The sequence below is a fragment of the Bradyrhizobium macuxiense genome (assembly GCF_007993935.1).
Classification (GTDB): domain Bacteria; phylum Pseudomonadota; class Alphaproteobacteria; order Rhizobiales; family Xanthobacteraceae; genus Bradyrhizobium; species Bradyrhizobium macuxiense_A.
This window is the reverse complement of record NZ_VITY01000004.1, coordinates 554957-579886: the sequence shown is the minus strand read 5'-3', so window position 1 is coordinate 579886 and position 24930 is coordinate 554957. Positions and strand designations below refer to the sequence as shown.

Here is a 24930-nt window from a genome sequence, read left to right as displayed (position 1 = left end):
ACCGGCCGCCCTGACTTCCCGGGGCGGCAAGGCTCAGGCCTTCGCGCGATCCTCCGCAACGATCGTATCGGGCGCCAGGCCAGCCTGGAAGCGCTCGTGCATTGCGAGGTAAGCCGCCTCGATCTGTTCGGTGAACCGTTTTGTATCGAACAGGGGAGCGCGAAGGCGATTGTCCGCGAGCTTCGTCTTCAGGGCCTGGAGGATTTCCGGGCGCTGCGCGATCTCGATCGCCAGACCTTCATAGCGCTCCGGACTATCCGTAATCAGTTCCGGCAAGCCGATCGCCTTCAACAGGCTCGCCGCCACCCTGCCCGCAAACGTCTCGCCGATCCGGGTCAAGACCGGCAAACCCGCCCATAGGGCGTCGCTCGCCGTGGTGTGCGCATTGTAAGGCAAGGTGTCGAGAAACAGGTCCGCCAGCCGGTGTCTGGCCAGATGATCCGGGAGCGGCACGCTCCTGGCGAACACGATCCGTGCGGCGTCAACGCCGCGCCTTTCCGCCTCCTGCTTCAAATTCGCTGGCGCGGCGGCATTGCTCTCGAACAGCCAGAGGACACTTCCCGGCACCTTGCGCAGAATCCGCATCCAGACATCGAAGACGTCGGGGGTGATCTTGTAGTTGTTGTTGAAGCAGCAGAAGACGAAGCCTTGCTCCGGAAGTCCGCATTGCGCCCTGGTGGGCGTTGTCTCCGCGACGCGACGCCTCGAATCGTTGGGCTGGTAGCAATCCGGCAGATAGACGACCTTCTCCGAATAGTCGCGCTGCGCGGCAGGAGGGATCACCGTCGGATCGGCAATGATGTAGTCGATGTAATCGGCACCCATGGTGCCGGGATATCCCAGATAGTTGACCTGGATCGGCGCCGCGCGACGGGTAAAGATGTTGGTGCGCGCCGACTTCGTGAAGCCCTTCAGGTCCACGAGGATATCGATCTCCGCAGCCGCTATTTTCGCTGCGACCTCCGCGTCGCTCAGCCGTCCGGCATCGAGGAAGTGTTCGAACGCGCTCTCGAGGCGGCGGCGCATGGGCGAGCTGTCGCTCGGGCCGATCGATATCGCCGTCACATCGAACAATGACCTTCGGTGGCTATCGAAGACGCCGGCCATCAGATAGGCCGTTGCGTGCTCCTGAAAGTCCGCAGACACATAGCCGATGCGGACCCTGTCGTGCTTGTAGACCTCTCCATTCCAGACAGGCTCTCTTGCTTGCTGGTATCGCCGCGTCCACCGCTTCGCGCAAATGTGCTGGTCTTCGCTACGGGACGCGAGGGACAGAAAAGCGAACGGGTCGGTGACCAGCTCGTCATGCGCGACCGATTCGATCAGGTGGCTGCACTCGGACTCAAAATCATCCCAATTGCAGAGGTTCTGCTTCGATCGCAGCCGAAGACCCTGGAGACCGACACCATCCGGCTCGAGCGCCAGCCCTCTCTCGTAGGCGGCAAGCGCCTCGTCATGGCGCTCCATGGACGTGAGCAAATTGCCACGGCCAAGCCACGCCCGAACCAGGTCGGGCTTGAGCGCGAGCGCCCTGTCATAGGCGGCAAGCGCTTCATCATGACGCGCCAGTTCCGAGTATGCATTGCCGCAGCCGAGCCAGGCCTCCGCGAGATCAGGCTTGCGCGCCAATGCCTTGCGGTAGGCGCTCACGGCTTCGTTCGGATGATTCAGTTTGGCGTCGGCATTGCCGCGACCGAGCCATGCCTCGGCCAAGTCAGGCTTGAGCGCCAGCGCCTTATCGCAAGCAACAAGGGCTTCGTCGTCACGTTGCAATTCTGTCAGGACGTTGCCGCGACCAAGCCATGCCTCAGCCAGATCGGGACCGGCTACCAGCGCCCTGTCGTAGGCGATGAGCGCTTCGCCATGGCGCTCCAGCTTGAACAGCGCATCGCCACGGCCAAGCCAAGCCGCTGCCAGATCGGGCTTGAGCGCCAGCGCCTTGTCGGAGGCGGCAAGAGCATCCTCATAGCGCCCCAGCTTGAAATACGCGTTGTTCCGGCCAAGCCATGCCTCAGCCAGGTCAGGCCTGAGCGCCAATGCCTTGTCACACGCAGCAAGGGCTTCATCGAAACGCTTCAGCTCCGCCAGCGTGTTGCCGAGACTGAGCCATGCCTCCAGCAGGCCGGGCTTGAGCGCGAGTGCCCGCTCGTAGGCCGCGGCGGCCGCATCATGGCGATCCAGCTTGACGAGCAGGTTGCCGCGGCCGAGCCACGCCTCGGCCAGATCGGCCTTCAGTGCCAGCGCCCGCTCGTAAGCGGCAGCGGCTGCGTCATAGCGCTCGAGCGCCGTCAGCAGATTGCCGCGGCCGAGCCATGCTTCGGCAAGGTCGGGCCTGAGCGCCAGCACCCGGTCATGCGCCACCAGGGCGTCGTCGAGACGCCCGAGCTTGAACAGGATGTTGCCGCGGCCGAGCCATGCCTCGATCAGATCGGGCCTGAGTGCCAGCGTCTTGTCGTAAGCGGCGAGGGCTTCTTGATCGCGCCCCAGGCTCGCAAAGAGATGACCGAGCCATGGCGCAGCCATGCGCGGCTCGAGCGCCAGCGACCTCTCGTAGGCGGCAAGGGCCTCGCCATGACGCTCCAGCTTGACGAGCGAATGACAGCGGCCAAGCCACGCCTCAGCCAGGTCCGGCCGCAATGCGAGTGCCTTGTCATAAGCGGCAAGGGATTCATCATGACGCCCGAGATTGGCCAGCAGATGACCGAGCCATGGCCCGGCGAGGCCGGGCTTGAGCGCCAATGCCCTGTCATAGGTGGCAAGCGCTTCGTTGTAGCGCCCGAGCCCGGCCAATGCATTGCCGCGGCCGAGCCACGCCTCGGCCAGATCCGGCTCGAGCGTCACAGCCTTGGCAAACAGCGCTTCGGCCTCCAGCGGCTTCCCGCCATTCATCGCCCTTGTGGCATCTTGAAATGCTCTCGCGGCGGCACTCATGCGGTGCACCCTGGCCCATGCTGGCTGGTTTGATCTTGAGTTGTCCCGACGTGCGGCTGGGGTGCCCCTCCCCATCCATCAATCTATGATAGCGCTTGGCGGGACCAACACGCAACCCAGACGCGAAACTCCCGACACAATCGTCATTCTCCAATGAGGGAAGCTGTGCACCGCGCCGTCAGCGGTTGCTTCGACAGGCAAGTCGCGAGCACATTCCGGGCAGAGGCGGACCGCGGATAACCTGCTTGGGTTGACGCCAGCTCACTGCCTGATTGGGCTTGAAGGCAGCTCGAATTTGCAGCGCGGGATGTGATCGGGCGCCCACAACCTTGCCAGCATCCGGAATTTCCTGGAAGCTGGGCGGCGATACTTAGGTGGCGATATTTGGTGACATTTCCGGGGGAGGCACGATTGCGATGAAAGCGATAATCAGAATTGCTGTGGCTGCAATGTTGGTCACGTCGGCGAGCGCGCAGGACTCACCGCATCGAAAAGAGCTCAAGCGTGGCGACCTGACCGGGACAAATATGGAGATCGTCACGAGCGTCAGCGAGTTGAAGCCCGGTGACGTCTCAACGCTCCACATCCATCACGGCGACGAGTCGTATTACTTTCTCGAAGGCGGCACCATCGAATTGCCCGACGGAAAGCAAATGGTCGTTCCGACCGGCGCCGTTGGCCTGAATGTGCGGGATGCACCACACGGCGCCTACAAGGTCGTGGGCGACAAGACGATCAAGCTGCTGACCGTCCATGTCGTCGACAAGGGCAAGCCGCTCTACGACACTCCGAAGTAGCGCCGCACAACGGCTGCCGCGCGACGGCCGGGCGCGAGCTGCGAGCATCATCCATTCGGGTACCCCTGAAGGCAAGCACCGCATGGTCGATGGCATCTTGGGGCGCGCCCGGTTCTCTATTCGACCATCGATAATCGAATGAGGACCAAGTAGGATCGGCGCCGTCCACTCCGACACCGACGGTGAGCCCATGCGGTTGCCACATCTCGCGGTGCTTTTGGGCTGTCTGGCATCCTGCCATAGCGGGGCAGCCATCGCACAGATTTCGGACGATCTGGTACGAATTGGAGTACTGAACGATCAGTCCGGCGTGTACGCCGATTTTGGCGGGCCGGGCTCTGTCATCGCCGCACGTATGGCGGTGGAGGACTTCGGCGGCAAGGTGCTGAACAAGCCCGTCAGCATCGTGGTCGGCGACCATCAAAGCAAGGCCGACATCGGCGCCGCAATTGCACGTCACTGGTTCGACGTCGATAACGTCGATATGGCGGTCGGCTTCGACAATTCATCCGTCGCGCTTGCGGTCGAGCAGGTTGCACTCCAGAAAAATCGCATCGCCATCGCCGGGGCCGTCGGAACCACTGCCTTCACGGGAAAGAACTGCACGCCAAACGAGGCGTCGTGGCTGCAAGATTCATATGCACTGACCAACACACTCGCTCGATCGATGGTCGGCAGCGGTGGGGACACCTGGTTCTTCATCACCGCAGATTACGCCTTCGGCTATTCGATGGAGGCTAACGCGAGCAGCGCCGTTCTGGCCAGCGGCGGAAAGGTGTTGGGAAGCGTGCGCCACCCCATCAACAGCGCGGATTTCAGTTCCTACCTGCTGCAGGCGCAGGCCTCGGGCGCGAAGGTCGTCGGACTGGCGAATGCCGGCGGGGACATGATCAACGCCACCAAGCAGGCAGCCGAGTTTGGACTGTCACGCCGTGGCCAGACGCTCGTCTCGCTTCTCGCCTTCATATCCGACGTTCACAGCTTCGGACTACGAGCGGCGCAAGGCCTGCGATTCGTCACCGGGTTCTACTGGGATCGCAACGACGAAACGCGCACCTGGTCGAAGCGCTTTTTCGAACGACATGGACGCATACCCACCTCGGCGCAGGCGTCGGTCTATTCCGCGGTCCGTCATTACCTTCGCGCCATCGAGGCCGCCGGCACCGACGAGCCGAAAGCGGTGATGGCCAAAATGCGCGAGATTCCGGTCAACGATTTCTACACAAAGGGCGGCAAGCTCCGCGAAGACGGCAGGCTGCTGCACGACATGTATTTCGTACAGGTCAAGACACCCGACGAATCGAGTGGCCCTTGGGACTACTACAAGATCATTGGCACGATCCCGGGCGATCAGGCGTTTCGCCCGGCAGGCGAGGACGGATGTCCTCTCGCCAAGCGGTGATGGCCAAACGGTCCGGTTAGACTGCGTTACGCGTAGCGTCCGTGGCAGTGCTTGTACTTCTTGCCGCTGCCGCAGGGGCAGTCCTCGTTGCGGCCGACCTTGCCCCAGCTTGCCGGGTCGTTCGGATTGCGGTCGGCGGCGGGCATGCCCGGGGCCAGCGAGGCCTGGGCGTAGGTGGCCTCAAGCAGGCTGGCGCGGGCGAACTCGTCCTCGCCGGTGTTGGGATCGACCTTGTGCGCTTCCATCACCGGCAGCGGCTGCGGCGGCTCGTCCGGCGGCACGATCTCAACCCGCATCAGCTGCGCGGTGACCGCCTCGCGCAGATGCGCGCTCATCTCCTGGAAGAGATTGAAGGCTTCGGTCTTGTACTCCTGCAACGGATCGCGCTGGCCATAGCCGCGCAGGCCGATCACCTGGCGCAGATGATCGAGCATGATCAGGTGCTCGCGCCAGAGATGGTCGAGCGTCTGCAGCAGGATGGTCTTCTCGACGTAGCGCATCACGTCGGGGCCCCATTGCGCGACCTTGGCCGCCATGCGCTCGTCGACGTGATTCTCGATACGGGTGAGCAGCTCCTCGTCGGCGATGCCCTCTTCCTTGGCCCATTCGTCGACCGGCAGATCGACATCGAGCACGCGCTTCAGCTCTTCCTTGAGGCCCGCGGTGTCCCACTGCTCGGCATAGGCGTGCTCGGGGATGTGCTTGGCGACCACGTCCTCGACGAAGGCGTGGCGCATGTCGGTCACGGTCTCGACCACGCTGTCGTCCTTCATCAGGTCGACGCGCTGGTCGAAGATCACCTTGCGCTGGTCGTTCTGGACGTTGTCGAACTTCAAGAGGTTCTTGCGGATGTCGAAGTTGCGCGCCTCGACCTTCTGCTGGGCCTTCTCGAGCGCCTTGTTGATCCAGGGATGGATGATGGCCTCGCCTTCCTGCAGGCCGAGCCGCTGCAGCATGCTGTCGAGCCGGTCGGAGCCGAAGATGCGCATCAGATCGTCTTCCAGCGACAGGAAGAATTTCGAGCGGCCGGGATCGCCCTGACGGCCGGAACGGCCGCGCAGCTGGTTGTCGATGCGGCGAGATTCGTGGCGCTCGGAGCCGATGATGTAGAGGCCGCCCGGCTTCTTCACGGTCTTGGCGGGCTTGTTGCCCTTGGCGGGCTCGACCTCGAAATCCTCTTCCGCCTTCAGCACGATCTCGCGGAAGCGCTCGATGTCGGCCTTGATCTGCTCGATCTTCTTGGCCTTCTCGGCCTCGTCGGTGATCCCTGCGGTCTCCTGCTGGATCCGCATCTCGAGCGAGCCGCCGAGCTTGATGTCGGTGCCGCGGCCGGCCATGTTGGTTGCGATCGTGATCGCGCCCGGCACGCCGGCTTCGGCGACGATGTAGGCTTCCTGCTCGTGGAAGCGGGCGTTCAGCACCGCGAACAGCTTTGCCGGCTTGCCGGCGCGCGCGGCGGCGTAGAGCTTCTCCATGCCGGATTCGGAGGTGAAGTCGATCTGCTTGTAGCCGTGCTTCTTGAGGTAGTCGGCCAGCACTTCCGATTTCTCGATCGACGCCGTGCCGACCAGCACCGGCTGCAGCCGCTTGTTGGCGCGCTCGATCTCGGCAAGGATCGCACCGTATTTTTCGTTCTGGGTGCGGTAAACCTCGTCGTCCTCGTCGAGGCGCGCCACCGGCAGATTGGTCGGGATCTCGACGACCTCGAGCTTGTAGATGTCGAACAGTTCGTCGGCTTCGGTCAGCGCCGTGCCGGTCATGCCGGACAGCTTCTGGTACATGCGGAAATAGTTCTGGAAGGTGATCGAGGCCAGCGTCTGGTTCTCGGGCTGGACCGTGACGTGCTCCTTGGCTTCCAGCGCCTGGTGCAGGCCTTCCGAATAGCGCCGGCCCTGCATCATGCGGCCGGTGAACTCGTCGATGATCACCACCTCGTCGTCGCGGACGATGTAATCCTTGTCGCGGGTGAACAGCGTGTGCGCACGCAGCGCCTGGTTGACGTGATGCACGACGGAGACGTTCTCGACGTCGTACAGCGAATCGCCCTTGAGTTGGCCGGCGTCGCGCAGCAGATTCTCGAGCTTCTCCATGCCGCCTTCGGTCAGCGTCACCGTGCGCTGCTTCTCGTCGACCTCGAAGTCGGCGACCTTGGTCAGCTGCGGCATGAAGGTATCGATGGTGTTGTAGAAGTCCGAACGGTCGTCGAGCGGGCCGGAGATGATCAGCGGCGTGCGCGCCTCGTCGATCAGGATCGAGTCGACTTCGTCGACGATCGCGTAGAAATGCTCGCGCTGGACCATGTCCTCCAGGCGGTACTTCATGTTGTCGCGCAGATAGTCGAAGCCGTATTCGTTGTTGGTGCCGTAGGTGATGTCGCAGGCATAGGCGGCCTTGCGCTCGGCGTCGTCGAGGCCGTGCACGATCACGCCGGTGGTCAGCCCCAGGAAGGCATAGATCTGGCCCATCCAGTCGGAGTCGCGGCGGGCGAGGTAGTCGTTGACGGTGACGACATGGACGCCCTTGCCGGCGAGCGCGTTGAGGTAGACCGCCAGCGTCGCGACCAGCGTCTTGCCTTCACCGGTCTTCATCTCGGCGATGTCGCCCTCGTGCAGCACCATGCCGCCGATCAGCTGGACGTCGAAATGGCGCTGGCCGAGCGTCCGCTTGGCCGCCTCACGCACCGTGGCGAAGGCCGGAACCAGGATGTCGTCGAGCGTCTTGCCGCTGGCGAGCTGCTGCCTGAATTCGGCGGTGCGGGCCTTGAGCTGGTCGTCGGTCAGTTTGACGAGCTCAGGCTCCAGGGCGTTGATGGCGCTGACGCGGGACTGATACCCCTTGACCCGACGGTCGTTGGCGGAGCCGAAAAACTTGCGGGCGAGCGCGCCGATCATGCGAAATTCCTGTTCTTCGGTCTCGAGTTCGGTCTTGGTTCAGTCTTTGCTTGGAAGTCTTGCTTGGAAGTCTGGGATTTTTATCTTGGATTTTTGTCTTGGATTTCAGTCTTGGAATACAGCCTGAGATGGTCCGCCGGATCGCCTATCAACTCACCGTGACGCGCTACGGTTCGAGCCCCGGCCCGGGGCTCCTCCGCCAATTGAGTGGGAAACGGGCCATCCTGGGTTCAACGGCGAAAAACGCAGCAAAATAAGCGCTCTCACCGCTGACACGGTCGGCCAGAGATATGGCCCGGTCGGGGGGTTGTCAACGCCGCCAAGATGTCAAGGAATTCATCATTTTGACAAGACTTTCGCGTTGCCAATGTAACACGATTGGGCGAGTGTCCGCCCCGCTCGAGCTTCCCCCCTTTAGACCAAGGATTTTGCATGACCACCTCGCCTCCGGAAACCAAAACCGGCCTGCGCCTCGGCCTCGCCACCCTGGCCGCCACGGGCTGTCTTGTCGCAGTGCTGGCTGCCGGCCTCCCGGTCCGCGCCGCGGAATCCGACCCGGTGCTGGCGAAGGTGAACGGATCCGAGATCCACGCCAGCGACGTGGCGCTCGCCGAGGAGGAACTCGGCCCGAGCCTGCAGCAGATGGACCCCTCGACCCGCAAGGACAACGTGCTGTCCTTCCTGATCGACATGAAGATCGTGTCCAAGGCCGCCGAGGACAAGAAGATCGAGAACAATGACGACTTCAAGAAGCGGCTCGCCTTCACCCGTAACCGCCTGTTGATGGACAGCCTGCTTGCCAGCGAGGGCAAGGCCGCGACCACCGACGACGCCATGAAGAAGGTCTATGAAGAGGCCGCCAAGCAGATCACCGGCGAGCAGGAGGTGCGCGCCCGCCACATCCTGGTCGAGACCGAGGACGAGGCCAAGGCGATCAAGTCCGAGCTCGACAAGGGTGCGGATTTCGCCGAGCTCGCCAAGAAGAAGTCCAAGGATCCCGGCGCCTCCGACGGCGGCGACCTCGGCTTCTTCACCAAGGAGCAGATGGTGCCGGAATTCTCCGCGGTCGCCTTCACGCTCGAGCCGGGCAAGATCTCCGACCCGGTCAAGTCGCAGTTCGGCTGGCACATCATCAAGGTCGAGGAAAAGCGCAACCGCAAGGCGCCCGACTTCGAGCAGGTGAAGGCCCAGATCGAGACCTATGTGACCCGCAAGGCCCAAGCCGACTACGTCGCCAAGCTGCGCGAGGCCGCCAAGGTCGAGCGCATGGACAAGCCGGCCGCCGATGCGGCGAAGGACGCGCCGAAGGCCACCACCCCTCCGGCCGATACGGCCAAGGACGCGCCGAAGCCCGCCGACAACAAGATGGCGCCGGCGAAGAAGTAAGCCTCGCTGCGCTGAACTGATCGAAGTTGCGATGGCCGGGCATGTCCCGGCCATTTGCGTTTGCAGTGCATTCGTAGCCCGGATGGAGCGCAGCGTAATCCGGGACAGGATGATCCGCGGGCACCGCGGCCCCGGATTTCGCTTCGCTGCATCCGGGCTACGGATCATCGCTTCTTGAACGATTGATGACACTCGCGTTGCCCTCTCCCGCTTCAGGCAACGAGATGTTATGCAGCGCTTCCCTCCCCGTAGCCGGAAGCTTGCCGATGTCCACCGCCGTCTCCCCCCTCGCCCCGCCTGACGTTCCCGAGATGCCCGTGATCGCGGGGGTGCGGCTTGCGACCGCTGCCGCCGGCATCCGCTACAAGGGCCGCACCGACGTGCTGCTCGCACTGCTGGACAAGGGCACGACGGTGGCCGGCGTTTTCACCAAGTCGAAGTGCCCGTCGGCACCGGTCGAATGGTGCCGCGCCAAGCTGAAGGGCGGAGCCGCGCGTGCGCTGGTGGTCAATTCCGGCAACGCCAATGCCTTCACTGGCAAGACCGGCAAGGCGTCCACCGCACTGACCGCGCAGATCGCGGCGAAGGCGGTCGGCTGTTCGACGTCGGACGTGTTCCTGGCCTCCACCGGCGTGATCGGCGAGCCGCTCGACGCCACCAAGTTCGACGGCGTGCTGGCGCAGCTCGCGGAGACCGCGACCCCGGGCCTCTGGATGGACGCCGCCAAGGCGATCATGACCACCGACACCTTCCCGAAGGTCGCGACCGCGACCGTCAAGCTCGGCAAGGCCAAGGTGACGATCAACGGCATGGCCAAGGGCGCCGGCATGATCATGCCCGACATGGCGACCATGCTGTCCTTCATCTTCACCGACGCGCCGCTGTCGGCCGGCGTGCTGCAATCGCTGCTCAAGGCCGGCGTCGAGGACACCTTCAATGCGCTGACCATCGACGGCGACACCTCGACCTCGGACACGCTGCTCGCCTTTGCGACCGGCGCTGCGGCCGCCAACGGCGCGCCGAAGATCTCGCGCGCCAGCGACCCGCGCCTGAAGGCCTTCACCAAGGCGTTCCAGCAGATCCTCGCTGACCTCTCCGAGCAGGTGGCGCGCGACGGCGAAGGCGCGCGCAAGCTGGTCGAGGTCGTGGTCGAGGGCGCGACGACAAAGCCGTCGGCGCGCAAGATCGCGATGTCGATCGCCAATTCGCCGCTGGTGAAGACCGCGATCGCCGGCGAGGACGCCAATTGGGGCCGCGTGGTGATGGCGGTCGGCAAGGCGGGCGAACCCGCCAACCGCGACAAGCTCTCGATCTCCTTCAACGGCATCCGCGTCGCCAAGAGCGGCGCACGCGATCCGTCCTACAATGAGAAAGAGGTGTCGGAGGCGATGAAGGCGCCGAAGATCCAGATCAAGGTCGCGCTCGGCCTCGGCAAGGCGAAAGACCGCGTGCTGACCTGCGACCTCACCAAGGAATACGTCGCGATCAACGGCGATTACCGGTCGTAAGAGACTCCCGTCATTGCGAGGAGCGAAGCGACGAAGCAATCCATCTGTCCGAGCATGCGGACAGATGGATTGCTTCGCTTCGCTCGCAATGACGGTGTTAGAGCGTCAGCTCGAGATCCGCGCGTCGGCGACCGCCTTCTTGAACAGAGCGTTCATCGCGTCCGCGATGCCCTGCGTCGGACTGACCTCGAAATAGAAGCCCGGCGAGGCGCAGGCCTGCATGTTCTGGGCGATCTGGCTGTTCGGCGACGGGCCGAACGGACCTTGATTGAACGGATCGATCCAGGTCATGTACCAGTTGTTGGTCGGCAGCTGCAGGTAGGTGGTGTAGAGCACCGCGATCTTGATGCCGCGGTTCTTGATTGCCGTGCAGAGCGCCGGGTTGATCGGCGACTGGCAGCGATTGCTGCCGGTGATCGGCTTCAGGCAGCTTGAATTGGGTTCATCGGCGACGCCGTCGGACACGAAGAACAGATACTTCATCGGCGCCGACGACGTGCCGGCACCCGGGTTTGCGATCGCGTTGTTGATCTGCGGAAAAATCGCGGTGAACTGGCTGTCCTTGTCCGCGGTATAGGAATCGTTGTTGCCGTAAACGCCCATCAGGTCGATGTTGCCCGCCGCCGACTTTGCACTCGACAGGCTGGACGACAGCGAAAACAGGCTTCGCAGGCCATAGGTCGCCGAGGACGCGCCGAAGTCGTAGATCGCCATGCGGAACTGACTCGAATAGGTCTGGGTCGCCGCCGCAGTATCCATCAATTGCTGGGTCGCACTGCGAAGCACGTCGATCCGCGTCGTCACGCCAAGCGATTTCGCCAAATTGTAGTAGTTGTTGGGATCATTGTAGTCGTGGCAGGCGAAGGCGCATTGGTCGTTCGGCTTGAAGCTGTTGCCGGTGGTGGCGTTGACCAGAGCGGTGACGTCCGTCGGCGTGGCGCCGACCCCCATCGACGGCGAATTGTCGAGCAGCAGATAGAAATCGATATAAAGCGGCATGTTCGCGGTCGAGGTCGACGTGCCGGACACGCTCACCTTGCTCCGCCCCATCACGCCGAGGAACATGGTCGGGACGTCCGCGGAGAACTGCACCGTCGAGGTGATGGTGCCGCCGCTCTTGGTCATGGTGGGCGTGACGCTGGTCAGCGTGAAGCCGTTCTGGTTGAAGATGTTGCCGTTGAAGATCTTCCTCGCATCGGCTTCTCCCGCCGAGATCTCGCCGTCCGAGGTCATGGCGCCGGCCGCGATGAAGCCGGGCGAGGCCTTGGCGATCGATCCGACGCTCGCAGCATCGGCGGCCGATATCAGCTTGCTGCGGATCTGGTTGGCACGGGAATAGTCGACCGCGCATCCGACCGCGATGAGCAGCGGCAGCAGGGCAAGGCCGAAGATCATTGCGATATTTCCGGAGCGATCGCGGCGAAAACGGCTGATGGTCCGGATCAAGGTGCTCATGGGTTATGTCGGCAAAGAAAATGATGGGTCGATCAACCCCTTCACCCTGCCGATCGCGAATTAAGGCCGAATTATCGCGCGCGCAGAAAAGACCCGCGAAGACAAATCGTTTGGCTGTCGACGCGGAGCTGGTTAATGAAAGCTTGCTGACTCATTGTTTGAGCATGATCTTACGGAAAACCGCTTCGCACTTTGCGCTAACGCGGCCCGCCGGGTCCGGATCATGCTGCAGAAGGGACATCCTGGCCGCATGGCTGACATCAAGCTGACCCTCGTCGTCGCCTGCGCGCTGGTCGATGCCGACAAGCGCGTGCTGCTGGCGCAGCGCCCCGAAGGCAAGGCGCTTGCGGGCCTGTGGGAATTCCCCGGCGGCAAGATCGAGCCCGGCGAGCGGCCGGAAGAGACCCTGATCCGCGAGTTGCACGAGGAGATCGGCATCACCGTGAGCGAGCCGTGCCTCGCGCCGCTGACCTTCGCCAGCCATGCCTACGAGACCTTCCATCTCTTGATGCCGCTCTACATCTGCCGGCGCTGGGAGGGCATGGTGGTGGCACGCGAGGGCCAGAACCTCGCCTGGGTCCGCCCGAACAAACTGCGCGACTACCCGATGCCGCCGGCGGACATCCCGCTGCTGCCGCACCTGATGGATTTGCTGCTGTGATCTTCGTCGCCTCATCCACCTGGGGCAGGCACGTTGCCAAAATATCGAAAACAACCCCATGCAAAGCAGCCGCCGGTGTCCGGCACGGCGACTTGACACGTCGGGCAACTCACCGGCATAATTCCATTATTCCGAAATCGTGCAAGCAACCGTCGCCCTCCCTGTGAGAGAGGTTGGATCGCATCGACGACTGCGATCGACCGTAAGGGACACACGGTGGACGGGCTCCCTCCCCCTTGCGGGGGAGGGCTGGGGAGAGGGGTGCCACACGGCGCGCTCTCTCAGCATGCATCTTGAAGACAGGTGCAGAATTGCGAAAGCGATGATCACACTAGTATCCCGCCCGGGGCTACCCCTCTCCCCAACCCTCCCCCGCAAGGGGGGAGGGAGCCTGAGCAGCGTGCTCACCTCATGCTTCAGCGCTTCGCCTGCTTCACCGCGGCCTCCAAACTCGCCTTCGCCGAACCCGGTTTCAACGGCTTCGGCTGACTTTCATGCGGCGCCCAGCCGGAGAGCCAGACGATGTCGAAGGTGGCGCGGATGCGGCCGTCGGGGTCGGCGAAGCGCTCGCCGTAGATTTGCGCCATGCGCAGCATGGTGGCGCGGCGGGTCGGGGCGTGGCGGCGCTCGCGCAGCACATTGGTCGCACCCATCCGTCTGAGGTCGGCCATCAGCGCGAACGCGTTTGAATAGCGCACCACGACGCGGTCGACGTCGGTGACCGGCAGCGCGAAGCCGGCGCGCTGCAACAGCGCGCCGATGTCGCGCAGATCGGCGAACGGCGCGACGCGCGGCGACACCCCGCCCTCGCACTCGGCTTCCGCCGCGGCAAAACTCTGCCGCAGCTCAGTCAGCGTATCGCCGCCGAGCATCGCCGCAAGCAGCAGCCCGTCCGGCTTCAGCGCCCGGCGAAGCTGCGCCAGCACGCCCGGCAGATCATTGACGAACTGGAACGCCAGCGCGGAGACAACGAGATCGAGCGACTCCGGCGGCAGACCGAGCGCTTCCGCCTCGGCAAAGCCGATCGCATCGACCGTGGCGACGCGCCCGCGCAGGGCGTCTGCAAGACCGTCACCCGGCGTCCAGACATCGGCAGCCGCCGAAAAGCTGCGCGATACCGCCTGCAAACGGTCCGCCATGTCCTCCATGGCGCGCTCGAGCAGGAACGTCGCCGCCCCCGCGGCCTGCGCACGCGCCAGCCGCGCGCCGAGCAAGACGCGATCGAACAGAATGGGGGCCGTGGCCGGGGTCGTTGCCATCCGCGCTGGTTACGCCGGACCGCCGCCGCAGGCAATGCGCCTTGAGCCCGCGTTGCTCAAACGCTAGCCTCGCCCGCCATGGACGCCGAGGCATCACCGACACGCTCTATTACCGGACATGTTCAGCGCGCGCTTGGCGCGGTCGGGGGCGTTTGGCTGCAGACAGCGCGGCTCCTGCTCGACATCGCGCTGCCGACGCTGTGCGTGTCCTGCCGCGAGCCGGTCCATGGCGAGGGCGTCTGCGCGGCCTGCTGGGCCAAATTGTCGTTCATCGCGGCGCCGTTCTGCCCGCGGCTCGGCATTCCCTTTGTCTACGATCCCGGCCCCGAATTGCTGTCGATGGAGGCGATCGCCAATCCGCCGGCCTACAGCAGGGCCCGCGCCGCGGTGCGCTATGACGACGTCGCGCGCACCTTGGTGCACGCATTGAAATACCAGGATCGCACCGATCTGGCGCCGACAATGGGCCGCTGGATGGCGCGCGCGGGGAAGGAATTGCTACAGGACGCCGACATGCTGGTGCCGGTTCCCCTGCATTGGCGGCGCGGCTGGAGCCGGCGCTACAACCAGTCCGGGGCGCTCGCCAAGGTGATCGCGCGCCAGAGCGGCGTCAAAATGGTCTCCGAGGCGCTGCGGCGCACCCGCGCCACCGAGCAACAGATCGGGCTGTCGCGCAAGGACCGCGCCAGCAATGTGCAGGGCGCATTCGGGGTCGCCGATGAACGCAAGGCTGACATCCGGGGCCGCCGTGTGGTCCTGGTCGACGACGTCCTGACCTCGGGCGCGACAGTCGATGCCTGCGCGCGGGCGTTGTTGCGCGCCAAAGCCGCGCAGGTCGACGTGCTGGTGTTTGCCCGGGTTGTCGATACCCACCGCGCTCCCATATAATCCGTCATTCAAGTTCAACCGAGCGCACCATGACCGCTGCCATTGAAATCTACACCCGCCCGGGCTGCGGTTATTGCACCGCGGCCAAATCGCTTTTGACGCGCAAGAACGCCGCGTTCACCGAATTGAACGTTGCCAGCGACCCGGCCTATCGCGACGAGATGTATGACCGCGCCGGCGCCGGGTCGACCTTCCCGCAGATCTTCATCGGCAAGACCCATGTCGGCGGCTGCGACGAGCTCTACGCGCTCGACCGCGAGGGCAAGCTCGACGGCCTACTCAGCAATGGAGGCGGCGCCTGATGGGCACGGACAACATTTTCACCGCTGCGATGGTGCAGATGCGCACCGGATTGCTGCCGGAGCCCAGTCTCGAACAGGGCACGCGGCTGATCCGCGAGGCGGCGGCGCAGGGCGCCAAATATGTGCTGACGCCTGAGGTCAGCAACATGATGCAGCTGAACCGCAAGGCGCTGTTCGAGCACTTGGCGAGCGAAGAGGACGACAAGTCGCTGCAGGCGTATCGCGCGCTCGCCGCCGAGCTGAAGATTCATCTGCATATCGGCTCGCTGGCGCTGCGCTACTCGCCGGAGAAGGCGGTCAACCGTTCGTTCCTGATCGGGCCCGAGGGCAATGTGCTCGCGAGCTACGACAAGATCCACATGTTCGACATCGATCTGCCGGGCGGCGAGAGCTACCGCGAATCGGCCAATTACCAGCCCGGCGAGACCGCCGTGATCTCCGACCTGCCCTGGGGCCGGATTGGCCTCACGATCTGCTACGACGTGCGCTTCCCGGCGCTGTATCGTGCGTTGGCCGAGGCCGGGGCGTCGTTCCTCACCGTGCCCTCGGCCTTCACCCGCAAGACCGGCGAAGCGCATTGGCACACGCTGCTGCGCGCCCGCGCCATCGAGACCGGCTGCTTCGTGTTCGCAGCGGCGCAGGCCGGCCTGCATGAGAACAAGCGCGAGACCTTCGGCCATTCGCTGATCATCGACCCCTGGGGCGAGGTCCTTGCCGAGGGCGGCGTCGAGCCCGGCGTGTTCCTCGCCGAGATCGATCCCGCCAAGGTCGAGACCGCGCGCAAGACCATTCCCTCGCTGCAGCATGGCAGGCGTTTCGGCATCGCCGACCCCAAGGCCGGCCCGGAACATCTGCACCTCGTCCGGGGTTCGGCATGATCCGCTACACGCTGCGCTGCGAGCAAGGTCATCAGTTCGAGAGCTGGTTCCAGAGTTCCTCGGCCTACGAATCGCAGGAGCGGCGTCACCTGATCAATTGCCCGTCCTGCGGCTCTGACAAGGTCGAGCGCGCCATCATGGCGCCGCGGGTTGTCAGCAAGAAGGGCCGCGAACCGGCCCAGCCGGCGCCGGCGATGCCCGTCGAAACGACGCCCAGCGAATCGACATCGCTGATGATGGCGCAGGAGCGCGAGTTGCGCAGCAAGCTGAAGGAACTGCGCGACCACATCGTCAAGAACGCCGACAATGTCGGCGACCGCTTCCCCAACGAGGCGCGCAAGATGCATTACGGCGATATCGAGCATCGGCCGATCTATGGCGAAGCCTCGCCCGAGGAAGCGCGCGCGCTGATCGACGAGGGCGTCGAGGTCTCGCCGCTGCCGACGCTGCCGGAAGATCGGAACTAGGCGAACCGCCTCCATCCTCGTCATTGCGAGGAGCCAACGGGTCCCGCTCTGGCGGGCCCGATGATAAATTCCGCGACGAAGCAATCCAGCTTCGGACTTGTTGCGCGATGGATTGCTTCGCTTCGCTCGCAATGACGGGTGGGGCCAAACCGGCCGAGCGTCCCAGATGACCCCCGAGACATTTTCTTCCTGGCAGGTCTGGGCGTTTCTTTCCGCCGTTTTCGCCGCCCTGACCGCGATCTTCGCCAAGGTCGGGGTCGAGGGCATCAACTCCGATCTCGCCACCCTGATCCGCACCGTGGTCGTGCTGATCACGCTCTCGGCGATCCTGTTTGCAACCGGGCAGTTCACCCAGTCCGGACCGATCTCGGCGAGGAGCTGGCTGTTCCTGCTGCTATCCGGGCTCGGCACCGGCGCGTCGTGGATCTGCTATTTCCGCGCACTCAAGCTCGGACCCGCCACGCTGGTCGCGCCGATCGACAAGCTCAGCGTGGTGCTGGTGGCGCTGTTCGGCGCCGTCTTCCTCGGCGAACGCCCCTCGGCCTATGGCTGGGTCGGGATCGCGCTGATCTCGGCGGGAGCCGTGCTGATTGCTGTGAAAGGCTAAAGCGTTTTCAAGCGAAGTGGGCACCGGTTCGCGTGAAGAAAACGCGTCAAACAAGAGTCTACGCGGCAATCAGCAGCGCGACGCCGATCACGATCAGCACGATGCCCGTCAGTTCGCGCAGCGAGAACGGCTGCTTCAGCGAGAAATACGCCACGCCCTGCGCGAACAGGACCTCGATCAGCGCCAGCGTGCGCACATTGGCAGCCGCGGTGAGCGCGAACGCCAGGAACCAGAATTGCGAGGAGAACGCGCCCATGAAGCCCGCGAACATCGAGGGCCGCCACAGGCCGAGGATCTTCCGCAGCACGTCGGGCGCGCGCAGCAAGAGATACACCGACAGGATCAGCGTCTGGACGAGGAGGCTCCACATCAGCGTGTAGGAGGCCGCCGTCACGAACGAGACATCGGGCACCGCGATGATGGCGCCGCGAAAGCTCACCGCGGAGATCGCAAACACCGCGGCGGCGCCGAGGCCGAGCACGGTCGGGCGCAGATCGGCAAAGCTCTTTTGCCCGCCGGGCCTGAGCGCGGTGATCACGACGCCGACGGTCGCGATCACGATCGCGATGACCTTGGCGGACGTCAGATGATCGCCGAGGAAGAGGAAGCCGAAGATCGCGGTCTGGATCGCCTCGGTCTTCATATAGGCCGTGGTCACCACGAAGGAGCGGTCGTTCATCGCCAGCAGCATGAAGCCGGTGCCGACGATCTGGCTCAGCGCGCCGGACAGCAGCCACGGCCAGAACGACGCCATCGGCCACGGCACAGGGTCGCCGGTCACGAGGATCGCGAGCAGGAAGAACACCACCGAAAACGGCAGGCCGAACAAGAAGCGGATATTGGTCGCGCCCCAGGTCCCGAGCGGCCCGGTCAGCTGCCGCTGCATCGCATTGCGCGCCACCTGCCCGAACGCAGCGACGATGGTGAAGGGAATCCAGAGCGAGGCGATGGTGAGCATGCGGGATAAGGAAATGTGCCGGGCGGGAGTACGCCTGCAGCGTGCCGATTGCAGCCGACGCGGTCAACCGAGCCGGTGCATGACAGGGCTGCGCGCGAACCACACACTCGGTGTCGTCCCTGCGAACGCAGGGACCCATAACCACAGGCAGAGGTTTGGGGCACTGCTGTCAGACAAGCGAGGCTGCAGCTCGCTCCAGAGCGATCAGCGAAACGCCGACCGTCGTCAGGCAACTCAAGCCGGTGGCTATGGGTCCCTGCTTTCGCAGGGACGACACCGGCTAGGTTGACGAGAGCCGAGCCAATATAACCGATCTCAAATCGCCATCGGCCGCCGCAAACTCCCCGTCGTCCCTGCGAAAGCAGGGACCCATAACCACAGGAAGCGGTTTGTGGCACACCAGTCAGACGAGCAGATCGCTGAGGTCTCGCCATTCGAGATTCTCGCGCTCAATCAGCTCGATCTTCCAGTCGCGCTTCCATCGTTTGAGTTGCTTTTCGCGAGCGATGGCTTCTTCAGCCCGTTCGTAGGCTTCCACGTAGACGAGGCGGTAGACACCATATGTCTTGACGAACGATGAGCCTATTCCGGCTCTATGCTCCTCGAGCCGTTTCTGCACGGAATTCGTCACGCCGATATACAGCGTGCCATGGCGTCGGCTTGCGAGGATGTAGACGTAATGCATGCTCGGAACGCTGACCTCGCCGAATTATTGGGCCGGTGGTTATGGGTCCCTGCTTTCGCAGGGACGACACCTTTGGGAGGACACCTTTGGGAGGACACAGCGTCTCACATCTCCACCAGTCGCGCCACAAACTCCGCGTCGCCCCTGCGAACGCGGGGGCCCATAACCACAGGGAGGTGTTTGGGGCACGATGGCCGGACAGCCGACCCTACAACAAATCGGAACGCTGACCTCGCCCAATTATTTGGGCCGGTGGTTATGGGTCCCTGCGTTCGCAGGGACGACACCTATCGTATGGCCGAGATCGGGGGCCTAACTCACACCTCTTCCGCCACCACCATGTAATTCACGTCCATGTCGGTCGAGACGGTCCATTTGTCGGCGAGCGGGTTGTAGACCACGCCGGCCTGCTCGGTGACGGTGAGGTTGACGTCGCCGAGATAGCGCTCGAGTTCGGCGGGGGTGACGAACTTGCTCCAGTCATGGGTGCCGCGCGGCAGCCAGCGCAGCACGTATTCGGCGCCGACGATCGCCAGCGCGAAGCTCTTCCAGTTGCGGTTCAGGGTCGAGACCACCATCAGCCCGCCGGGCTTGAGCATGACAGCGCAGCGCTTGATGAAGGCACCGACGTCGTTGACATGCTCGACCACCTCCATCGCCAGCACGATGTCGAAGCGCTCGCGCGCGTCCATCTCCTCGACCGTGGTGCAGCGGTAGTCGATCGACAGGTGGCCCTTGTCGGCGTGCAGCTTCGCCGCCGATATGTTGGTGGCGGACGGATCGATCCCGATCACCTGGGCCCCTAACCGCGTGAACGGCTCGCACAACAGCCCGGCGCCGCAGCCGATGTCGAGCAGGCGCAGGCCGGACAGGCAGCTCAGGCTCTTGGCGTTGCGCTCGAACTTGCGGCAGGCGGCGTCGCGGATATAGGTCAGGCGCAACGGATTGATCTTGTGCAGCGGCGCCATCTTGCCGCGCGGATCCCACCATTCATCCGACAGTTTCGAGAACTTCGCGACCTCCGCCGGATCGACCGAGCCCGAGGAGGCATTGGCGGAGGAACTGGCGGAGGAACTGGAAAGCGTTGTTTGCGGTGCCATGATTGCGCGCGCCCCTATCGCGCGGTGATCGAATTGCGGAACGACAGCGGCGAGGCGATGGTCTTGATGGTCTCGATGCCCTCGCCGACGCCGCGGATGGTGACGTCGCCATAATTGAGCAGGCGCCCCAGAATGCTTTGGTTGACGTCGACGCTCTCGACCTTGTCGAGGCTCATCTCGAAGGTGCGGCGCTTGATGAAGCCGCTCTTGTGCACCACGCGGAAATTGGTGACGTCGGTTTCCGTGGTCCAGCGATGGAACCAGGCCGCGCCGGTCCAGTACAGCGCCGCCACCGCGACCACGGCGGCCGCCGCCAGGCAGACCAGCACGAGGGCATCGACCGTCGTCATCCGCGACAGGATCAGCAGCGCCAGCACCACGATCCAGGCCCCGATCGCCGGCAGATAGAACATCCAGTGCGCATTGGTGGAATACAGCACCTTCTCGCCGGGCTGCAGGATATCGTCGATATAGCGTCCCATCCAATCCGCCTTCGCATGACCCCCGAGTCACCGTTGCGCCACAGCCCGCCCGCAACCGGCAAAAACACCCCCGGAGGACCCCAATGGACCCCTACCAACCGGCTTGCCCCCGGGCGCGGCGCTATGTATACGCGCCTTTCGGTCCCCGCGCTTGCGGTTTTCGGCGTGGGTTAACCTACTTATCCTCTTAAAGGAATAGACGCGTCGTCATGGGCCGCCTCGTGATGAAATTCGGCGGTACGTCCGTCGCCAATATCGATCGTATCCGCAACGTCGCGCAGCACGTGAAGCGCGAGGTCGACGCCGGCCACGAGGTCGCCGTCGTGGTCTCCGCGATGTCCGGCAAGACCAACGAGCTGGTGGCCTGGTGCACCGAAGCCTCGCCGATGCACGACGCGCGCGAATATGACGCGGTGGTCGCCTCCGGCGAACAGGTCACCTCGGGCTTGCTTTCGATCGTGCTGCAGGGCATCGGCATCCAGGCGCGCTCCTGGCAGGGCTGGCAGATCCCGATCAAGACCTCGGACGCTCATGCCTCGGCGCGCATCCTCGAGATCGACGGCAGCGAGATCATCACCCGCTTCAAGGAGCGCAAGGAAGTCGCCGTGATCGCCGGCTTCCAGGGCATCAATCCCGATACCGGCCGCATCACCACGCTCGGCCGCGGCGGTTCGGACACCTCGGCGGTGGCGATCGCCGCCGCGCTGAAAGCCGACCGCTGCGACATCTACACCGACGTCGACGGCGTCTACACCACCGATCCGCGCGTGGTGCCGAAGGCGCGCCGGCTCGACAAGATCGCGTTCGAGGATATGCTGGAGCTGGCCTCACAGGGCGCCAAGGTGCTGCAGGTTCGTTCCGTGGAACTCGGCATGGTGCACAACATGCCGATCTTCGTGCGCTCCAGCTTCGACAAGCCAGAGGATATCGACCCGCACGCCAACCAGCCGCCGGGCACGCTGATCTGCAGCGAGGAGGAAATCATGGAAATGCACGTCGTCACCGGCATCGCCTTCTCCAAGGACGAAGCCCAGATTTCCGTGCGCCAGATCGAGGACAAGCCGGGCGTCGCCGCGGCGATCTTCGGGCCGCTCGCGGACGCCAACATCAACGTCGACATGATCGTGCAGAACGTGTCGGAGGACGGCAAGACCACCGACCTCACCTTCACCGTGCCGGCCGCCGACTACAACCGCGCCAAGGACACCATTACCTCCGCCAAGGCCAAGATCGGCTATATCAGGCTCGACACCGCAACCGACGTCGCCAAGGTGTCGGTGATCGGCAGCGGCATGCGCAGCCACGCCGGCGTCGCGGCGAAGGCGTTCAAGGCGCTGTCCGAGCGCAACATCAACATCCGCGCCATCACCACCTCTGAGATCAAGTTCTCGGTTCTGATCGACGCCGCCTACACCGAACTCGCGGTGCGCACGCTGCACACACTGTACGGGCTGGATCAGGCGTAGGGTCTGCCGGCGGCGGACAGGCTCTCTCCGCCGTCATTCCCCGGTGCGCAATTGCGCACCTGAGGGCGCGCCTTGGCGCGAGCCCGGAATCATTGGGCCGCATGTTCCGTGGGGAAATGGATTCCGGGTTCTCGCGGAGCCTGTCATCGGGCCGCGCTTTGCGCGGACCCGTTGGCGAGCCCCGGAATGACGGAGAGCGGGAGCCGTGCTCGACTACCCCCGCCCCGGAGTTAGAATTTCTTAGCGGGCGCAGCATTGGGCTGGCGCAGACGTTATTTGCTACTGGCAGGCGTTTTGCTTGGCAAAGCGAGCCTCGATTGGCTATACGGCCAGTCAGGTAGGCTGTCGCAAACTGTGGCACAGTTTTGGTGATCCCGAATCGGCGGGAACTGGCGCAAGCGGCGACACCGAATGACTAAAATTGTTGTTTTTGACGAGTTTTGCGCCAGCGGCCGGCCGGCCCGGTGCGCCGGCCTCGTGGGGAGGGACTGAAGCATATGCGGAGCGCGTCGGGAGGCCCACGCATCCTGTTGAGACGGCTCCGCGAGACTATGGCGGAGCAAGTCTCCGCCCAGGAGCGCCTCGACAAGATCGTGGTGCTGATCGCGGCCAACATGGTGGCCGAGGTCTGCTCCTGCTACGTGCTGCGCATCGACAACACCCTCGAACTCTATGCCACCGAAGGTCTGAACCGCGACGCCGTGCACCGCACCGTGCTGAGCGCGCATGAGGGCCTGGTCGGCCTCGTCGCCAGCGAGGCGACGCCGCTCAATCTGTCCGACGCGCAAAGCCATCCGGCCTTCGCCTACCGCCCGGAGACCGGCGAAGAGGCCTACCACTCGTTCCTCGGCGTGCCGATCCTGCGCGCCGGCAACACGCTCGGCGTGCTCGTGGTGCAGAACCGCGCCAAGCGCACCTATGTCGAGGAAGAGGTCGAGGCGCTGCAGACCACCGCCATGGTGCTGGCGGAGATGATCGCCTCCGGCGAGCTTGCCGCGCTGGCGCAGCCCGGCGCCGAGCCCGCCGCGCGGCACTCGCTGCACAAGACCGGAGCAGTGCTCTCCGACGGCATCGCGCTCGGCCATGTCGTGCTGCACGAGCCGCGCGTCGTCATCACCAACTATATCGCCGAGGACCTGCCGAAGGAGGTCAAGCGGCTCGACACCGCGCTCGCGAATCTGCGCGCCGATCTCGACCGCATGCTGGAGCGCGGCGACGTCGCCGACGGCGGCGAGCATCGCGAGGTGCTCGAAGCCTACCGCATGTTCGCCAACGACCAGGGCTGGTCGCACAAGCTGCACGAGGCGGTCGCCACCGGCCTCACCGCGGAAGCCGCCGTCGAGCGCGTGCAGTCCGACACCCGCGCGCGCATGCTGCGCTCGACCGATCCGTATCTGCGTGACCGGTTGCACGACCTCGAGGATCTCGGTCATCGCCTGATGCGGCAACTGGTCGGCCAGGACCATGCGCCGTCGCGCGAGCAGCTGCCCGACAACGCCATCCTGATCGCCCGTGCGATGGGCCCCGCGGCGCTGCTCGACTATGACCGCAAGCGGCTGCGCGGCTTGGTGCTGGAAGAAGGCACCGCGAACTCGCACGTCTCGATCGTGGCGCGCGCGCTCGGCATTCCCGCGGTCGGCGAGGTGCCGAATGCGCCCGGCATCGCGGATCCCGGCGATGCCATCATCGTCGACGGCATCTCCGGCGAGATCTATGTCCGCCCCTCGACCGAGATCGAATCCGCCTATGCCGAACGCGTCCGGTTCCGGGCGCGGCGGCAGGCGCAATATTCGGCGCTGCGCGACAAGGCCTGCGTGACCAAGGACGGCCAGCCGATCGAACTTTTGATCAATGCCGGCCTGACCATCGACCTGCCGCATATCGACGACACCGGCAGCGCCGGCATCGGCCTGTTCCGCACCGAATTGCAGTTCATGGTGAGCCCGAACCTGCCGCGCTCGAGCGACCAGCTCGCGCTGTACCGCACCGTGCTCGACGCCGCCGGCTCCAAGCCCGTCACCTTCCGCACGCTCGACATCGGCGGCGACAAGGCGCTGCCCTATATGGAGACCGTGGTCGAGGAAAATCCCGCGCTCGGCTGGCGCGCGATCCGGCTCGGCCTCGACCGTCCCGGCCTGCTGCGCGGCCAGATCCGCGCGCTGCTGCGCGCCGGCGGCGGCCGCGCGCTGAAGATCATGTTCCCGATGATCTCCGACATCGCCGAATTCGATCAGGCCAAGGCGATCGTCGAGCGCGAACTGACCTATCTGCGCCAGCATGGCCATTCGCTGCCCGAGCGGATCGATATCGGCACCATGGTCGAGGTGCCGGCGCTGCTCTACCAGCTCGACGAACTCCTGAAGAAGGTCGACTTCGTCTCGGTCGGCTCCAACGATTTGTTCCAGTTCCTGTTCGCGGTCGACCGCGGCAATGCCAAGGTCTCCGAGCGCTTCGACATCCTGTCGGCGCCGATCCTGCGCGCGCTGCGCGACATCGTGCGCAAGGCCAAGAGCGCGAAGAAGGCCGCCTCGCTGTGCGGCGAGATGGCCTCGAAGCCGATCGGCGCGCTGGCGCTGATTGCGCTCGGCTATCGCTCGCTGTCGCTGTCGGCGACCGCGCATGGCCCGGTGAAAGCGCTGATTCTCGACCTCGACGCCGCCAAGGCCGAGGCGATGATCAATCCGCTGCTCGACGCGCCGGTCGGCAGCGTCTCGATCCGCGAGGCGCTGACGAAGTTTGCGGAAACCGAGGGGCTGGCCTTGTAGCGACGCTGCCGTCGCTTCCGCCACCCTTCGCGCCTTCAGCAA

At 64.4% G+C, this 24930-nt stretch carries 20 protein-coding genes and 1 pseudogene; 12 read left to right on the top strand and 9 right to left on the bottom strand.

Annotated elements, in window-relative coordinates:
• Positions 1–33: 33 nt before the first annotated feature.
• The gene (locus FBZ93_RS13960; RefSeq protein WP_246667469.1) at positions 34–2361 is read right to left on the bottom strand and encodes a tetratricopeptide repeat protein; all 2328 of its coding nucleotides are present in this window, start codon (positions 2359–2361) and stop codon (positions 34–36) included.
• Between the two features lie 9 nt (positions 2362–2370).
• Positions 2371–2889, bottom strand: a pseudogene (locus FBZ93_RS41945) (tetratricopeptide repeat protein); the annotation flags it as partial.
• Positions 2890–3347: 458 nt separating this feature from the next.
• Between FBZ93_RS41945 and FBZ93_RS13955 the strand changes: the two are divergent.
• Positions 3348–3728: a cupin domain-containing protein gene (locus tag FBZ93_RS13955; protein ID WP_246667467.1), complete on the top strand. Its 381-nt coding sequence runs from the start codon at positions 3348–3350 to the stop codon at positions 3726–3728.
• Between the two features lie 190 nt (positions 3729–3918).
• Positions 3919–5130 (top strand): ABC transporter substrate-binding protein, encoded by a 1212-nt coding sequence (locus FBZ93_RS13950; RefSeq protein ID WP_146986491.1) that lies wholly within the window; start codon positions 3919–3921, stop codon positions 5128–5130.
• Positions 5131–5156: 26 nt separating this feature from the next.
• Here the strand turns inward: FBZ93_RS13950 and secA are convergent, their stop codons facing one another.
• Positions 5157–8021, bottom strand: coding sequence for a preprotein translocase subunit SecA (secA, locus tag FBZ93_RS13945; protein ID WP_146986490.1), 2865 nt, complete (start codon positions 8019–8021; stop codon positions 5157–5159).
• Positions 8022–8453: 432 nt separating this feature from the next.
• On the opposite strand from secA, the gene FBZ93_RS13940 reads away from it, so the two are divergent.
• Entirely contained in the window at positions 8454–9407 is a 954-nt protein-coding gene (locus FBZ93_RS13940; protein WP_146986489.1) for a peptidylprolyl isomerase, read from the top strand.
• A 266-nt stretch (positions 9408–9673) separates the two neighbouring features.
• Entirely contained in the window at positions 9674–10915 is a 1242-nt protein-coding gene (gene argJ / locus FBZ93_RS13935) for a bifunctional glutamate N-acetyltransferase/amino-acid acetyltransferase ArgJ (protein WP_146986488.1), read from the top strand.
• A gap of 105 nt (positions 10916–11020) precedes the next feature.
• Here argJ and FBZ93_RS13930 read toward each other — a convergent pair whose 3' ends face one another.
• Positions 11021–12370 (bottom strand): TadE/TadG family type IV pilus assembly protein, encoded by a 1350-nt coding sequence (locus tag FBZ93_RS13930; RefSeq protein WP_146986487.1) that lies wholly within the window; start codon positions 12368–12370, stop codon positions 11021–11023.
• 250 nt (positions 12371–12620) lie between these two features.
• Here FBZ93_RS13930 and FBZ93_RS13925 point away from each other — a divergent pair, with 250 nt between their 5' ends.
• Entirely contained in the window at positions 12621–13031 is a 411-nt protein-coding gene (locus FBZ93_RS13925; protein ID WP_146986486.1) for a (deoxy)nucleoside triphosphate pyrophosphohydrolase, read from the top strand.
• A gap of 416 nt (positions 13032–13447) precedes the next feature.
• On the opposite strand, the gene FBZ93_RS13920 is transcribed toward FBZ93_RS13925, so the two are convergent.
• Positions 13448–14290, bottom strand: coding sequence for a methyltransferase domain-containing protein (locus tag FBZ93_RS13920; RefSeq protein WP_146986485.1), 843 nt, complete (start codon positions 14288–14290; stop codon positions 13448–13450).
• 78 nt (positions 14291–14368) lie between these two features.
• On the opposite strand from FBZ93_RS13920, the gene FBZ93_RS13915 reads away from it, so the two are divergent.
• From FBZ93_RS13915 to FBZ93_RS13895, 5 genes are all read left to right on the top strand, one after another.
• Positions 14369–15178 carry a ComF family protein gene (locus FBZ93_RS13915; RefSeq protein ID WP_146986484.1) on the top strand — a complete coding sequence of 270 codons (810 nt, stop codon included), beginning with the start codon at positions 14369–14371 and terminating at the stop codon, positions 15176–15178.
• 29 nt (positions 15179–15207) lie between these two features.
• On the top strand, positions 15208–15480 hold the full coding sequence (gene grxC / locus FBZ93_RS13910; RefSeq protein ID WP_146986483.1) for a glutaredoxin 3: 273 nt from the start codon (positions 15208–15210) through the stop codon (positions 15478–15480).
• A complete protein-coding gene (locus FBZ93_RS13905; protein ID WP_146986482.1) occupies positions 15480–16358 on the top strand; it encodes a carbon-nitrogen hydrolase family protein in 879 nt (292 codons plus the stop codon). The genes grxC and FBZ93_RS13905 overlap by 1 nt, the downstream gene beginning before the upstream one ends.
• On the top strand, positions 16355–16825 hold the full coding sequence (locus tag FBZ93_RS13900) for a DUF1178 family protein (RefSeq protein WP_146986481.1): 471 nt from the start codon (positions 16355–16357) through the stop codon (positions 16823–16825). Before FBZ93_RS13905 ends, FBZ93_RS13900 begins: the two co-directional genes overlap by 4 nt.
• A 166-nt stretch (positions 16826–16991) precedes the next feature.
• Complete coding sequence (locus tag FBZ93_RS13895) at positions 16992–17432, top strand: EamA family transporter (protein ID WP_146986480.1); 441 nt, start codon at positions 16992–16994, stop codon at positions 17430–17432.
• Positions 17433–17490: 58 nt separating this feature from the next.
• Here FBZ93_RS13895 and FBZ93_RS13890 read toward each other — a convergent pair whose 3' ends face one another.
• The 4 genes from FBZ93_RS13890 to FBZ93_RS13875 all read right to left on the bottom strand — a co-directional run bounded on the left by FBZ93_RS13890 (position 17491) and on the right by FBZ93_RS13875 (position 20657).
• On the bottom strand, positions 17491–18390 hold the full coding sequence (locus FBZ93_RS13890; RefSeq protein ID WP_146986479.1) for a DMT family transporter: 900 nt from the start codon (positions 18388–18390) through the stop codon (positions 17491–17493).
• Positions 18391–18793: 403 nt separating this feature from the next.
• Entirely contained in the window at positions 18794–19075 is a 282-nt protein-coding gene (locus FBZ93_RS13885; protein ID WP_146986478.1) for a GIY-YIG nuclease family protein, read from the bottom strand.
• 317 nt (positions 19076–19392) lie between these two features.
• The gene (gene ubiG / locus FBZ93_RS13880) at positions 19393–20175 is read right to left on the bottom strand and encodes a bifunctional 2-polyprenyl-6-hydroxyphenol methylase/3-demethylubiquinol 3-O-methyltransferase UbiG (RefSeq protein ID WP_146986477.1); all 783 of its coding nucleotides are present in this window, start codon (positions 20173–20175) and stop codon (positions 19393–19395) included.
• Between the two features lie 14 nt (positions 20176–20189).
• Positions 20190–20657: a PH domain-containing protein gene (locus FBZ93_RS13875; protein ID WP_146986476.1), complete on the bottom strand. Its 468-nt coding sequence runs from the start codon at positions 20655–20657 to the stop codon at positions 20190–20192.
• A 209-nt stretch (positions 20658–20866) separates the two neighbouring features.
• Between FBZ93_RS13875 and FBZ93_RS13870 the strand changes: the two genes are divergently transcribed.
• A complete protein-coding gene (locus FBZ93_RS13870) occupies positions 20867–22123 on the top strand; it encodes an aspartate kinase (RefSeq protein ID WP_146986475.1) in 1257 nt (418 codons plus the stop codon).
• A 497-nt stretch (positions 22124–22620) separates the two neighbouring features.
• Entirely contained in the window at positions 22621–24888 is a 2268-nt protein-coding gene (ptsP, locus tag FBZ93_RS13865) for a phosphoenolpyruvate--protein phosphotransferase (protein ID WP_146986474.1), read from the top strand.
• Positions 24889–24930: the final 42 nt, after the last annotated feature.